Genomic DNA, 13,529 nt, shown 5'->3' with positions numbered 1-13,529 from the left:
ATCACCGGTACTCGCTCAATCTCGGCCAGATCCCCAACGCCACCGCCACGGCCGCCACGATCGACAGCGCCGCGGCGCCGACCGTCGCCCCCGACAGCACCCGGCGGGCGTTGACGATGTCATTGCGCAACTGGGTCCGGCTCTGGTCGATGCCCTTGGTCAACGCCGCGTCGAGCTTGTCGAACGCCGGTGTGGAGTCGTCCTCGCCGGTGCCCAACGCCACCTGCGTCGCGGCCTGGTAGTTGCCGACGGCGATGTACGCGGAGATCCGGTCGTCGGCGGCGCGCCACCGGTCCAGCAGCGCCCCGGCGTCGGCCAGATCGGTCTTGTCGATCGAATCGTCGCGCGACAGATAACGCGCCAGCTGCTGCTTCATGTCGTCGATGCGTTGGTAGTACGACTGCTTGCGCAGATTCTCGTCACCCCGGCGGATCAACGACAGGGTTTCGTCGGCGCGCGCCTGCTGTGCGGTGATCGCCAGCGTCGTCACAGTCTTGAGCGACTCGGCCGCGGTCTCCTTGGCGCTGCGGCTGTCGCTGGTCGAGATCACCAGGGCCGTACCGACCCAGATCAGCATGATCAACACCGCCAGCCCACCCGCGACGAAGCCGATGTTGACGCGCCGGCGCGTGCGTTTGGCCAGCCAGCGGTTGGCGAACACCCCGAACAACAGCGTCGCGACGACCACCAGGATCACCGGTGTCGGGATCCGGGTCGACGCGGTGGTCTCGGCGTCCACCCGGGCCGAGGTCTCCTCGTAGAGCCGCTGCGCGTCCGGCAGGATCTGCTGCTGCATCAGCGCTGAGGCCTCCGACAGGTACGACGAACCGACCGGGTTGCCCGCCCGGTTGTTGGTCCTGGCCGTCTCCACCAGACCGGTGTACACCGCAAGACGCGCGTTGATCCGGCCGAGCAGCTGGACCAGTTCCTCCTCGGTCAGCCCGCTCGACGCCCGTGTCACCGCGACCGACGCGTCGGTGATGGCCTGCTCGTAGCGTTGCCGGACCGCGCGCGGTTCGGCGCCGGCGATGAAGGCGGTGGCCGCCGCGGCGTCGGCGACCGACAGCGTGGTGTAGAGCTGCCCGGCGGCGAACGCCAGCGGTTCGGTGTGGTTCAACACGGTCGTCAACGCCTGCTGGCGGTCGTTGATCGTCGTCGACGTCGCGAACGCGCTGCCGACCACCAGCGCGGCCAGCACCATCCCGATGCTGAGGATCCGGCCCGGCGTGGTCCAGAGGAACCACCACCGCGGATGCGACGGTGTCGTCGGCGACCGTGACGCGAGAGGTTCGGTCGAGGGGTGCGCCAACTCCACAGTCACGTCTGCGCGGACCTCATCCTGGTCTCGATCTTTCCGGCGGTCGTTCGGCCAACTCTATCGAGCGCCGACCTTCTATGAGGGAATTCTAAGAGGTACTCGTGCGACGCGTGTGGATTCAGGTGCCCCGAATTCCGTGGCGGTTCCCTATCCTGAACGCGTGCGTGGCGACGGTGACGGCTGGGTTGTGTCGGAAGCCGGCAATGCGTACTGGGGCAGGCACGGCGCGGCCGGGTTGCTGCTACGCGCGCCGGGACCCGGCGGATCGGCGGCGGTGCTGCTCCAGCACCGGGCACCGTGGAGTCATCAGGGCGGCACCTGGGGACTCCCCGGCGGCGCCCGCGACAGCCACGAGACGGCCGAGCAGGCGGCGGTGCGCGAGGCCGAAGAGGAAGCCGGCCTGCCTGCCGATCAGCTGACCGTGCGGACGACCGTCGTCACCGCCGAGGCGTCCGGGTGGACGTACACGACGGTCATCGCCGACGCCGAGGAACAGTTGGCCACCATCCCCAACCGGGAGAGTGCCGAGCTCCGCTGGGTGGCCGAGGACGAGGTCGCCAACCTGCCGCTGCATCCCGGGTTCGCCGCGAGCTGGGACCGTCTGCGCGAGGTCACCGCGTCGATCCCGCTGCTGGTCAACCCGCAGCGCTGAGCATCCCGGCGAGCCGTTCGGCCGCGGCCCCGGGGTCGTCGGCTGCGGTGATGGCCCGCACCACCACCACGCGCCGTGCCCCGGCGTCGAGTACGTCGGGCAGACGCTCCGCGTCGATGCCGCCGATCGCGAACCACGGCTTGTCGGTGCCCAGCGCGGCAGTCGCCCTGATCAGGTCCAGTCCCGGTGCGGGGCGGCCCGGTTTCGTCGGCGTCGGCCAGCACGGACCCACACAGAAGTAGTCGACGGCTTCACCTACCGCGGCCTTGACCTGATCCAGGTCGTGCGTCGAACGGCCCACGATGCGGTCCCCGACGATCCGGCGGGCCACGGTCAGCGGCAGATCGTCCTGGCCGAGGTGCAGCACATCGGCGTCCGCGGCGAGCGCGATGTCCGCGCGGTCGTTGACCGCGAACAGTGCGCCGTGCCTGCGCGCCGCGTCGGCGAGGACCTCGAGTGCCGCGATCTCCTCGCGGGCCTCCAGCGGGCCGAAGCGCTGCTCGCCCGCCGAGCCCTTGTCGCGCAACTGGATGATGTCGACACCGCCGGCCAGCGCCGCATCGGCGAACTCGGCCAGGTCGCCGCGTTCGCGGCGGGCATCGGTGCACAGGTACAGCGCAGCGCTGTCGAGGTTGCGGGATTCACGCACCCTCGAACGCTAGCGCCGCCGCGACGTAGGCTGGTAGCCGACCACACGGGAGTCCCGGGTACGGGGACTGAGAGTGAGCCCGCCGGCTCTTACCGTCACACCTGATCCGGGTCATGCCGGCGAAGGGAGCCAGCCAGTGCCAGCCCACACCCGCGGAACGCTCGCCGTCGTCGGCGGCGGCGTCATCGGGCTCTCGGTGGCACGGCGGGCGCTGCAGGACGGCTGGGCCGTGCGGGTGCACCGCACCACCGAGGCGGGTGCGTCGTGGGTCGCCGGCGGGATGCTGGCCCCGCACAGCGAGGGCTGGCCCGGCGAGGAGCGGCTGCTCCAGATCGGTCTGGACTCGCTTCGGCTCTGGCGGGAGGGATTTCTCGATGGTCTGCCCCCGGAGGTGGTCACCGCACGCGAGTCACTGGTGGTCGCCGTCGACCGGGCCGACGCCGCGGACCTGCAGACCGTCGCGGCGTGGCTTTCCGGGCAGGGTCACCCGGTGACGGTGACGACTGCGGCGCGGGATGTCGAACCGCTTCTCGCGCAAGGTATCCGGCACGGATTCCGGGCCGAGACCGAGCTGGCGGTCGACAACCGGGCGGTGGTGGCGGCGCTGGCCGCCGAGTGTGAACGACTCGACGTCGAGTGGGCGCCGCCGGTGGCGACGCTGACCGACGTCGGCCCCGCGGACACGGTGGTGCTCGCCAACGGCATCGACGCCCCCAAACTGTGGCCCGGCCTCCCGGTCCGGCCGGTGAAAGGTGAGGTGCTACGCCTGCGCTGGCGACCCGGCTGCCTGCCGGTTCCGCGGCGGGTGGTGCGGGCCCGGGTGCACGGACGGCAGGTCTACGTGGTGCCGCGCGCCGACGGTGTGGTGGTGGGGGCGACGCAGTACGAGCACGGACGAGACACCGCACCCACGGTGAGCGGGGTCCGCGATCTGCTCGACGACGCCTGCGCGGTGATGCCCGCACTGGGCGAATACGAGTTCGCCGAGGCGGCGGCCGGGCTTCGGCCGATGACGCCCGACAACCTCCCGCTCGTCGGCAGGCTCGACGAGCGCACACTGGTCGCGGCGGGGCACGGCCGGTCGGGTTTCCTGTTGGCGCCCTGGACGGCGGACTCGATCGCCGCCGAGTTGGAAGGAGCGCTGGTCCGATGAAGGTCACGGTCAACGACGAGTTGGTGGAGGTCGACGACGCCATCACGGTCGCTGCGCTGCTCGATCGGCTGGGCTTCCCGGAGAAGGGAATCGCGGTGGCGGTGGACTGGGCGGTGATTCCGCGCTCGCAGTGGGACACCGCGCTGACGGACGGAGCGAAGGTCGAGGTGGTGGCGGCGGTGCAGGGTGGCTGATGTGGCGGTTTCCGAGTTCGCTGACTCTGATTTCACGACGGGCAAGCTCAGCATCGCCGGGCGCGAGTTCGGTTCGCGGCTGATTCTCGGCACCGGCGGTGCGGCCAACCTCGCGGTGCTGGAGGCGGCGCTGGTCGCATCCGGAACCGAACTCACGACGGTGGCGATGCGCCGGGTTGACGCCGAAGGCGGCACCGGGGTGCTGGATCTGTTGACCCGACTTGGCATCTCCCCATTGCCCAACACGGCGGGCTGCCGCGGTGCGGCCGAGGCGGTGATGACCGCCCAGCTGGCGCGCGAGGCGTTGCAGACGAACTGGGTCAAGCTGGAGGTCATCGCCGACGAGCGCACGTTGCTGCCCGATGCCATCGAATTGGTCAGGGCGGCAGAACAACTCGTCGACGACGGATTCGTGGTGCTGCCCTACACCAACGACGACCCCGTCCTCGCGCGGCGGCTGGAGGCGACGGGCTGTGCCGCGGTCATGCCCCTCGGCTCGCCGATCGGCACCGGGCTGGGCATCGCCAACCCGCACAACATCGAGATGATCGTGGACCAGGCGAGCGTGCCCGTCATCCTCGACGCGGGTATCGGCACGGCCAGCGACGCCGCACTGGCCATGGAACTGGGCTGTGACGCCGTGTTGCTGGCCAGCGCGGTGACCCGCTCCGCGGATCCGCCCGCGATGGCAGCGGCGATGGCGGCCGCGGTCCGGGCCGGATACCTGGCCCGCCGGGCCGGCCGCATCCCCAAGAGGTTCTGGGCGCAGGCAAGCAGCCCCTCGCTGTGAGCAGGTATGTGGCCCTGGGCAGTTCGATGGCTGCCGGGCCGGGCATCGCGCCGCGGGCGCCGGGTTCACCGCGGACGGCGGGCCGGTCCGCCCGCAACTACCCGCACCTGGTCGCCGCCGCGCTCGGGCTCGACCTCGTCGACGTCACCTACTCCGGGGCGACGACCGCGCACGTGCTGTCCGAATCCCAGCGCGGGGCACCACCGCAGATCCACGCCCTCGACGGCGGCGAGACCCTGGTCACGGTGACGATCGGAGGGAACGACGCCGGTTACGTCCCGATGCTGCTCGCCGCCGCCCTGCCCGGGCGGGTGCGGCGGGTGCCGCTGCTCGGCGCCCGGCTACGCGAACTGCTGGATCCGTCGGCGCGGTATCTCGCGCTCGCCGAAACCGGCGGCGCGCTGGTGCAGGTCGGCCACGAGATCCGGCGCCGCGCACCGCATGCCACGGTGCTGTTCGTCGACTACCTGACCCTGCTCCCGCCCACCGGCGCCGCACCCCCGTTGCGCGCCGCCGACCTGACACTCGGCAGGCACGTCGCCGCCACGCTCGAGCAGCTCACCGCCGATGCGGCGCAGGCCACCGGCTGCGGCCTGGTGGCCGCCGCCGAGGCGAGCCGCAACCACCACGCCTGGTCGGGCGCGCCCTGGACAACCCTGCCGGCGCTGCCGATCCCGGGCAGGCCGGCTCCGCTGCACCCCAACGCCGACGGTATGCGCGCGGTCGCCGACCTGGTTGTGGCGGCGGCCGCATGATCGAACTGAGGGCGCTGACAAAGGTTTACGGGTCCTCGCGGGCTGTTGACGGGTTGACCGCCACGATCGAGCCCGGCGTGGTGACCGGATTCCTCGGGCCCAACGGCGCGGGCAAGACCACGACCATGCGGATCATCCTCGGCCTCGCTCATCCCACGTCGGGCACCGCCACCATCGACGGGAAGAGCTATCGACAGCTCAGGAATCCGCTGCGCACGGTCGGCGCGCTGCTGGATGCCAGGCAGATACACCCGAACCGCACCGTGCGTAACCACCTGCGCTGGATCGCCGCCACCAACGGCATCGGGCCCAAGCGCCCCGACGAGGTCCTGGCGATGGTGGGGCTGACCGCGGTGGCGGGCTCGCGGGCAGGGACGCTGTCGCTGGGCATGAGCCAGCGGCTGGGCATCGCGGCGGCACTGCTGGGTGACCCGCCGGTGCTGCTGTTCGACGAACCGGTCAACGGCCTTGACCCCGAGGGCATTCACTGGGTCCGCACGCTGCTGCGGACACTGGCGGGAGAGGGCCGCACCGTGTTGGTGTCCAGCCATCTACTGTCGGAGATGGCCAACACCGCCGACCGCCTGGTCGTCATCGGCAGAGGTCGCCTGATCGCATCGACCACGGTGACCGAGTTCATCGGGCGCTCCGGCGGGGCCGTGGTGCGCGTGCGCAGCCCGCGGCTGCAGGACCTGCACACGGTGCTCACCGCGGCCGGGCTGGCCGTGCGGGGGGACGGTACGTCGTTGACGGTGCACGACACCACCACCGAGGCCGTCGGCGAGCTCGCCGCGGCGCACTCCATCGCGTTGCACGAGCTGAGCTCACAACAGGTTTCGCTGGAGCAGGCCTACCTGGCGTCCACCGACGACGCCACCGAGTACCGCGGGACCCCCCGATGATGGCGACTGCCGGCGCCGTCCTGAACGCCGAGCGGATCAAGCTGACCACGTTGCGCTCACCGCTGTGGGCCACGGTGGCTGCTGCGGTGCTCAGCTTCGGGTTGTCGGCGCTGCAGGCCTCCGTCGCCTACGACTACGCACGGTTGACGGTGCCCGACGCGGCGCTCGGCGTGGCGGTGTTCGGGGTTCCGGTCCTGATGGTCGTCTCGGCGATGACGGTGACGGGGGAGTACCGCAGCGGCCTGATCGCCACCACATTCATGGCGACGCCTCACCGCACGCTGGTGTTCTGCGCCAAAGCGCTTGTCGCGGCCGTGTTCTCGGCCTTGTCTGCGGCGGTGATGGTGGTCGGCTCGGTCCTGGTGGCGCGCCTGGTGGCCGATCCGGGTGTCGGCGACGCGCTGACGCCGGCGGCCACGGCGGGCTTCGTGGCCGCCATCGCGTTGTACGCGGCGCCGGCGGCCGTGCTCGGCGTCGGGGTCGCCACGCTGCTGCGGCACACGGCGGGCGCGGTGACGGTCCTGCTGCTTTGGCCTCTGCTCATCGAGCCGCTGCTCGCCAACCTGCCGGGCCGCGGCTGGCAGATCGGCCCCTATCTACCGTTCGCGAACATGTTCCGGTTCCTCGACGTGCAGTGGCTGTTCCCCGAGTTCGCGATGCACTGGGGCGGTCCGGGTTCGCTCGGCTACTTCACCGCCGTCGTGGCCACCGTGTTCGTTGCGGCCCTGATCACCGTCAATCGACGAGACACTTAGCATGGCGCAGGTGACCGCACCGCAGACGCTCAGGCTGAGCCTGCCACATCTCGACGTCGCCGCGCTGTCGTGGGGTCCGCCCGACGGCCGGCTCGTGCTGTGCCTGCACGGCTTCCCCGACAGCGCATGGGGCTGGCGCAAGTTCGCCCCGTTGCTGGCCGAACACGGCATGCGGGTGGTGGCTCCGTTCTCCCGCGGGTACGCGCCGACGGGGCCTGCCCCCGACGGCGACTACCACATCGGCGCCCTGATGTACGACGCGCTCGCCGTCCACCGGGAACTCGGAGCCCCCGACGACGCGGTCCTGATCGGCCACGATTGGGGTGCGTTCACCGCCAGCGCCATCGCCGCGTACCCGGAATCGCCTTTCGCCGACCATGTTTCGATGGCGGTGCCGCCCGTCGGCGCGATCAACCGCACCCGCGGATCGCTGGCCCGGCAGCTGCGCATGATGCCGCGCCAGCTGCGCAACAGCTGGTACATCCTGTTCTTCCAGTTGCCGGGACTGCCCGAACGGCTGCTGCCGCGGGTCATCCCGAGGCTCTGGCAGGACTGGGGACCCGCGGGTTACGACACCGCCGCAGAGCTCGACGACGCACTGGCTGCGCTGCCGAGCCCGGCCCACCGCCGCGCCGCGGTGTCCTACTACCGCGCCATGGTTCGTCCGTCGCGCCCGGGACGGATGTACGCCGACCTGCACAAGTGGTGCTTCGAGCTGCCCCGGGCGCCCATCCTGCACGTGCAGGGCAAGCAGGACGGCGCCATGCAGGCCGGGTACGCCGAGCCGATCGGTGCGGTGCTGCCGCCGGGTAGCCGGGTGGTGACGATCCCGGCGGCCGGACACTTTCTGCAGATCGAGCGGCCGGCCGAGACCGCTGCGGCGGTCCTGCAGTATCTCGGTGACTGCTCCGGACCGCGCTAACGTGGTGGCCGTGCTCCGGACAAGACTCGTGGCCCTGCTGGCCGTCGCCCTGCTGGTCGTCGCCGGCTGCAGTCGTAACGCGGACCCCGCGCCGCAGCCGGTGCGCGATCAGGCTGCGGCCGCGGAGTTCGCCGACGCGCTGTCGAAGAAGGTCACCGCCGACGCGATGATGGCCCACCTGACCAGGCTGCAGGAGATCGCCGACGACAACGGCGGTAACCGGGCACTCGGTGAGCCCGGCTACGACGCGAGCGTGGGTTACGTCGTTGACGCTCTGCGGGACAAGGGTTTCGAGGTGCAGACCCCCACGTTCGACGTCAGGATCCCGTGGGCCGACGAGCCGTCGTTGACCGTGGCGGGCGCCAAGACGGCGGCCCGGCCGATGGAGTTCACCATCGGTGCCGGGCCCGAGGGGGTCTCCGGGCCGCTGGTCGCCGCGCGCAGCGAGGACACCCCGGGCTGCACCGCAGACGACTACAACGGACTTCCGGTGCAGGGCGCGGTCGTGCTCGTCGACCGGGGGGCGTGCCCGTTCGGCGGCAAACAGGCGGTGGCCGCCGAGCGCGGTGCGGTGGCCCTGATCGTCGCCGACAGCCAGGACGGCGGCGACCTGGGGGCCGGCACGCTCGGGGAGTCCACCGACGTGAAGATCCCGGTCGTCTACGTCACCAAGGACGTGGGCGAACGGCTCCGCGGCCAGCAGGGCGCACCGGCGGTGCTCAACCTCAACGCCGGGGTGCGGGTCGAGCAGTCCCGCAACGTGATCGCGCAGACCAAGACCGGGTCAACGGCCGATGTCGTCATGGTCGGCGCCCACCTCGACAGCGTTGCGGAGGGGCCGGGCATCAACGACAACGGCTCCGGGGTGGCGGCCGTGCTGGAAACCGCGCTGCAGCTGGGCAGTACACCGGAGGTGGCCAACGCCGTGCGGTTCGGATTCTGGGGAGCCGAAGAAGAGGGCCTGCTCGGCTCGCGCGACTACGTCACCTCCCTGGACGCCGAGGCGCTCAAGGACATTGCGCTCTACCTGAACTTCGACATGCTCGGTTCCCCCAACCCGGGCTACTTCACCATGGACGGGAACCAGTCCACCCCGCCCGGCCAGGGGGAGGGCGTGCCCCGGGTGCCCGAGGGGTCCGCCGGGATCGAGCGCATGCTGATGGCCTACCTCGACCGGGCCGGGAAGCCGGCGCAGGACACCTCGTTCAACGGCCGGTCCGACTACGACGGGTTCACCATGGTCGGAGTGCCTGCGGGAGGCCTCTTCTCGGGTGCGGAGGACAAGATGTCCGCCGAGCAGGCCGAGATCTGGGGTGGGCGGGCCGACGAGCCGTTCGACCCGAACTACCACAAGGCCTCCGACACGCTCGAACACATCGACCGCACGGCGCTGCAGATCCACGGCAGCGGCGTCGCCTATTCCGTCGGGCTCTACGCACAGGATCAGCGCGGCCGCAACGGTATCCCGATCCGCGAGGATCGCATCCGCCACAAGCTGACCGCGCCATGACATCCCGTCGCAGCGGGCTCGGCGCGCTGGTCGCGGTGTGTGCGTTGGTCGTTTCCTGCTCGTCGGGCCTGCAGGCGCCGGTGGCGGGACTGGGACCTGAGCTGGCCGACAAGGTCACCATCGACGGGGTGTACGGCCATCTCGGGAAGTTCCAGGAGATCGCCGACGCCAATGACGGCAACCGCGCCGACGGCTCACCCGGCTACCAGGCCAGCGTCGACTACGTGGCACAGCTGTTGCGCGACAAGGGCTTCGATGTCCAGACCCCCGAGTTTCAACGGTTGTCCGGCTCCGAGGGTGGCAAGCCGTCGCTCACGGTGGCCGGCCGGCAGTTCCGCGTCGACCAGGCCTCGCTGCTGCTCACCACGCCGCCGGGCGGGCTGAAGGCGATCACCCTGCGCCCGCGCCGCCCGGCCGGATGCACCGCCGCAGACTACGGTGACGTATCGGTCGCCAAGGCCATCGCCGTCGTCGACGACGCCGGATGCTCGATCGTGACCAAGCAGCGCGTCGCGGTCGCCGAGGGCGCGGTCGGCATGCTCGTGGTCAGTCAGGCCAGCCCGTCGCGGCCCGTCGGCGCGGCGCCGACCCTGTTCTCGCCGGGCTACTACCACGACCTGACCGTCCCGGTGGGCGTCATCGATCCGGCGGCGGACGCCGCGCTGCGTCGCACCGAGTCGCCGGTCACGCTGGTGCTGGACAACAGGCCGGTGATGACGACATCGCGAAACGTGGTCGCGCAGACCAGAACCGGGGATGCGCGCAACGTCGTCATGGTCGGGGCGCACCTTGACAGCGTGCGGTCCGGGCCGGGGATCAACGACAACGGGTCCGGCGTGGCCACCGTGCTGGAGACCGCCGTCCAGCTCGGCGGGGAACCGCAGACGGCCAACGCCGTCCGGTTCACGTTCTGGGGAGCCGAAGAGGTGTCGATGGACGGCTCCAAGACCTACCTGCGGTCGCTGAGCAAGGAGCAGCTCGACGACATCGCGCTCTACTTGAACTTCGACATGGTCGGCTCACCCAACCCCGGTTACTTCACCGACGACGGCGACCAGTCCACGCAGACGGGTCCGGTCGCCCCGGTGCCGGACGGCTCGGCGGGAATCGAACGCACCCTGGCCGCCCGGTTGAACACCGCGGGGGTGCGTCCCGCGGACATGCCGCTGACCCGGACCACCGACTACGGCCCCTTCCTGGCCGCCGGGATACCCGTCGGCGGGCTCACCACCGGCTCCTCGCAGCTCAAAACCGAGGTGCAGGCCCGGCTCTGGGGCGGACAGGCCGGGGTGGCGTTCGACCCGAACTACCACACCCCGCGCGACGACATCGACAACGTCGACCGGGGTGCGCTGGCGATCATGGCGTCCTCCGCGGCGTTCGCGATCGGCACCTACGCGCAGTCGATCGACGGCGTGAACGGGGTGCCTGCGCGGGACGAGCGCGACCGGAGTGCGCCCTAGCCGCGCTGCCGGAAGCCGAGCAACCGCATGCCGTGGTAGATCAGCAGCGCGGCGATCGATCCGAGCGCGATCCCGGTGAACGTGAGACCGCCTGCGCTCCAGGTGAAGTCGGCGATGCCGATGATCAGCGGGATGGCCGCGGTCATCTGGTTGATCGGCTTGGAGAAGTCGACGTGGTTGGTCAGCCAGATACGCACACCCAGGATGCCGACGAGCCCGTACAGCACCACCGTCGCACCGCCGAGCACCCCGGCCGGGACCGCAACGATGACCGCACCCACCTTGGGGCACAACGACAAAGCGACGGCGACCAGCGCGGCCACCCAGTACGCGGCCGTCGAGTACACCCGCGTCGCCGCCATCACGCCGATGTTCTCGGCGTACGTCGTCGTCGCCGAGCCGCCACCGAACCCGGCCAGCGTCGTCGCGACCCCGTCGGCGGCCAGTGCTCGTCCCATCAGTGGGTCGAGATCCGTCTTCGTCATCTGGCTGACCGATTTCACGTGGCCGATGTTCTCGGCGATCAACGCGATCACCGCGGGCAGGAACATCGGCAACACGGACAGCGTGAACGTCGGGGCCTCGAATTCGGGCAGCCCGATCCAGGGGGCGGTCGCGATGCCCGACGTGTCGACCTCGCCGAGCAGCAACGCCAGCACGTAACCGGTGGCGACCGCGACGAAGATGGCGAGCCTGCCGATCATGCCGCGGAAGAAAGCCAGCGCGGCGACCAGCAGCACCAGGGTCACCAACCCGAGCAGCGGGCCCTGTTCGAAGTTGTTCTTCGCCGCCGGGGCCAGGTTGAACCCGATCAGCGCGACGATCGCGCCGGTCACGATCGGGGGGAGCGTGAGGTCGAGCCAGCGGGTGCCGACCATGTGCACCACACCGCCGACAAGGATCAGCAGCACCCCGACCGCGACGATTCCGCCGAGCGCGCTGCCGGTGCCCTCTGAAGCCACCGCTGCGGTCACCGGGGCGATGACCGAGAAACTCGACCCCAGGTAGCTGGGTAGCCGGTTGCCGGTGATCAGCAGGAACAGGATGGTGCCGACACCGGAGAACAGCAGCGTGGTGGCCGGCGGGAAACCGGTGAGCACGGGGACGAGGAAGGTGGCCCCGAACATGGCGACCACATGCTGGGCGCCCAGGCCGAGCGTGCGCGGCCAGCTCAGCCGTTCGTCGGGTGCGACCACGAAATCCGGGTCAGGCCGCGAATCAACCTTCGTCCAGGCTCTCATCGCGTGCCTCCGATCGTGTAGGCGATCATGCCGACCAGCACCACCGCGGCGCCGGCGAGTACGGACGTCAGCGGCAGCGTGAACGCCAGGACCAGGCAGCCGACCAGCCCGATCGCGGGTATCAGCCGCGCGCCCAGTGTCCACGCCGACGCGTTGGCGATCGCGTAGTACAGCAGCACCCCGAACGACGAGAACCCGATCGCGCCGCGCAGGTCGACGAAGGCCGCGACCACTGCGACGACCAGGCCGACGGCCACCTCCGCGTGGTGCGGTGTGCCGTGATTCGGGTGCACGGCGGCCAGGCCCGCGGGCAGATACCGGTCGCGCGCCATCGCCAGCGTGGTCCGCGACACCCCCAGCAGCAGCGCCAGCAGCGCGCCGAGCGCCGCGATCGCGGCCCCGACGTTCACCACGGGTGTGAGGCCGGGAAATCCGGCGGCCCGGACCGCATCCGACAGCGGGGCGGTGGCCGACGCCAGGCCTGCGACACCGAGTTCGCTCACCACCGCCACCGCGACCACCGCGTACACCATCAGGGCGATCACCAGTGCCAATGCCACGGCGCGCGGGATGGTGCGGGCCGGATCGCGAACCTCTTCACCCAGTGTGGCGATGCGCGCATAGCCGGCGAAGGCGAAGAAGAGCAGACCCGCCGCCTGCAGCACCCCGTACACCGTGACGTCGTCGCCGAGGGCGAGCCGGGAGGTGTCGGCGCCCCCGAACCCGAGGAGCACGACCACCACCATGGCCAGCACCGCCAGCACCAGCGCGACGATGATGCGCGTCAACGCCGCGGACCGCTGCACCCCGGCGTAACCCACGGCTGTCAGCGCGACCACCGAGGCGACGGCGACCGCATTGGCGTACTCCGGCCAGGCGTAGAAGCCCACGGTCAGCGCCATCGCCGCGCAGGACGCCGTTTTCCCGACGATGAAGCTCCAGCCCGCGGCGTGACCCCAGAACGGGCCGAGGCGCTCGCGGCCGTAGACGTAGGTGCCGCCCGACTGCGGGTAGCGCGCCGCGAGCCGGGCGGACGACATCGCATTGCAGACCGCGACCACGGCCGCGACCGCCAGCCCGATCAGCAGCCCGCTGCCCGCCGCGGCCGCTGCCGGGGCCAGCGCGACGAAGATTCCCGCGCCGATCATCGAGCCCAGGCCGATGGTGACGGTGTCGAACACTCCGAGGCGACGATCAAGCGTCGACCCACCAGGCGAGCTCACGC

The 13,529-nt window shown here is 70.9% G+C and carries 14 protein-coding genes; 10 read left to right on the top strand and 4 right to left on the bottom strand.

The window, feature by feature from the left end:
* Position 1: 1 nt before the first annotated feature.
* On the bottom strand, positions 2-1,321 hold the full coding sequence (gene glnX / locus BN976_RS03045; RefSeq protein ID WP_036367774.1) for a protein kinase G-activating protein GlnX: 1,320 nt from the start codon (positions 1,319-1,321) through the stop codon (positions 2-4).
* A gap of 157 nt (positions 1,322-1,478) precedes the next feature.
* Here glnX and BN976_RS03040 point away from each other — a divergent pair, with 157 nt between their 5' ends.
* On the top strand, positions 1,479-1,970 hold the full coding sequence (locus BN976_RS03040; RefSeq protein WP_036369065.1) for an NUDIX hydrolase: 492 nt from the start codon (positions 1,479-1,481) through the stop codon (positions 1,968-1,970).
* On the opposite strand, the gene thiE is transcribed toward BN976_RS03040, so the two are convergent.
* The gene (gene thiE / locus BN976_RS03035; protein ID WP_036367772.1) at positions 1,954-2,619 is read right to left on the bottom strand and encodes a thiamine phosphate synthase; all 666 of its coding nucleotides are present in this window, start codon (positions 2,617-2,619) and stop codon (positions 1,954-1,956) included. The two genes, BN976_RS03040 and thiE, sit on opposite strands and share 17 nt — an antisense overlap.
* Positions 2,620-2,755: 136 nt before the next feature.
* On the opposite strand from thiE, the gene thiO reads away from it, so the two are divergent.
* The 9 genes from thiO to BN976_RS02990 are packed head-to-tail and all read left to right on the top strand — an operon-like array spanning position 2,756 to position 11,063.
* Positions 2,756-3,772 (top strand): glycine oxidase ThiO, encoded by a 1,017-nt coding sequence (gene thiO, locus BN976_RS03030; RefSeq protein WP_036367770.1) that lies wholly within the window; start codon positions 2,756-2,758, stop codon positions 3,770-3,772.
* Entirely contained in the window at positions 3,769-3,966 is a 198-nt protein-coding gene (gene thiS, locus BN976_RS03025) for a sulfur carrier protein ThiS (protein WP_036367768.1), read from the top strand. The genes thiO and thiS overlap by 4 nt, the downstream gene beginning before the upstream one ends.
* 1 nt (position 3,967) lies before the next feature.
* The gene (gene thiG / locus BN976_RS03020) at positions 3,968-4,756 is read left to right on the top strand and encodes a thiazole synthase (RefSeq protein ID WP_051558262.1); all 789 of its coding nucleotides are present in this window, start codon (positions 3,968-3,970) and stop codon (positions 4,754-4,756) included.
* Complete coding sequence (locus BN976_RS03015; protein WP_084182178.1) at positions 4,753-5,511, top strand: SGNH/GDSL hydrolase family protein; 759 nt, start codon at positions 4,753-4,755, stop codon at positions 5,509-5,511. The genes thiG and BN976_RS03015 overlap by 4 nt, the downstream gene beginning before the upstream one ends.
* Positions 5,508-6,413 carry an ABC transporter ATP-binding protein gene (locus tag BN976_RS03010; RefSeq protein ID WP_036367767.1) on the top strand — a complete coding sequence of 302 codons (906 nt, stop codon included), beginning with the start codon at positions 5,508-5,510 and terminating at the stop codon, positions 6,411-6,413. The genes BN976_RS03015 and BN976_RS03010 overlap by 4 nt, the downstream gene beginning before the upstream one ends.
* A complete protein-coding gene (locus tag BN976_RS03005; RefSeq protein WP_011777988.1) occupies positions 6,410-7,168 on the top strand; it encodes an ABC transporter permease in 759 nt (252 codons plus the stop codon). The genes BN976_RS03010 and BN976_RS03005 overlap by 4 nt, the downstream gene beginning before the upstream one ends.
* Before the next feature lie 10 nt (positions 7,169-7,178).
* Positions 7,179-8,090, top strand: a complete 912-nt coding sequence (locus BN976_RS03000) for an alpha/beta fold hydrolase (RefSeq protein ID WP_036369056.1) — start codon at positions 7,179-7,181, stop codon at positions 8,088-8,090.
* 10 nt (positions 8,091-8,100) lie between these two features.
* Positions 8,101-9,600: a M28 family metallopeptidase gene (locus BN976_RS02995; RefSeq protein ID WP_036369053.1), complete on the top strand. Its 1,500-nt coding sequence runs from the start codon at positions 8,101-8,103 to the stop codon at positions 9,598-9,600.
* A complete protein-coding gene (locus BN976_RS02990) occupies positions 9,597-11,063 on the top strand; it encodes a M28 family metallopeptidase (RefSeq protein ID WP_011777991.1) in 1,467 nt (488 codons plus the stop codon). Before BN976_RS02995 ends, BN976_RS02990 begins: the two co-directional genes overlap by 4 nt.
* Here the strand turns inward: BN976_RS02990 and BN976_RS02985 are convergent.
* Together BN976_RS02985 and BN976_RS02980 are read right to left on the bottom strand one after the other, a co-directional pair.
* On the bottom strand, positions 11,060-12,304 hold the full coding sequence (locus tag BN976_RS02985; protein ID WP_011777992.1) for a uracil-xanthine permease family protein: 1,245 nt from the start codon (positions 12,302-12,304) through the stop codon (positions 11,060-11,062). The two genes, BN976_RS02990 and BN976_RS02985, sit on opposite strands and share 4 nt — an antisense overlap.
* On the bottom strand, positions 12,301-13,527 hold the full coding sequence (locus BN976_RS02980; RefSeq protein WP_036367765.1) for an APC family permease: 1,227 nt from the start codon (positions 13,525-13,527) through the stop codon (positions 12,301-12,303). The genes BN976_RS02985 and BN976_RS02980 overlap by 4 nt, the downstream gene beginning before the upstream one ends.
* Between the last annotated feature and the right edge of the window lie 2 nt (positions 13,528-13,529).

Origin of the sequence: Mycolicibacterium austroafricanum, assembly GCF_000612725.1 — a bacterium.
Lineage (GTDB): Bacteria > Actinomycetota > Actinomycetes > Mycobacteriales > Mycobacteriaceae > Mycobacterium > Mycobacterium austroafricanum.
The sequence above is the reverse complement of the archived record's forward strand: the minus strand, read 5'-3'. Positions and strand labels throughout refer to the sequence as shown.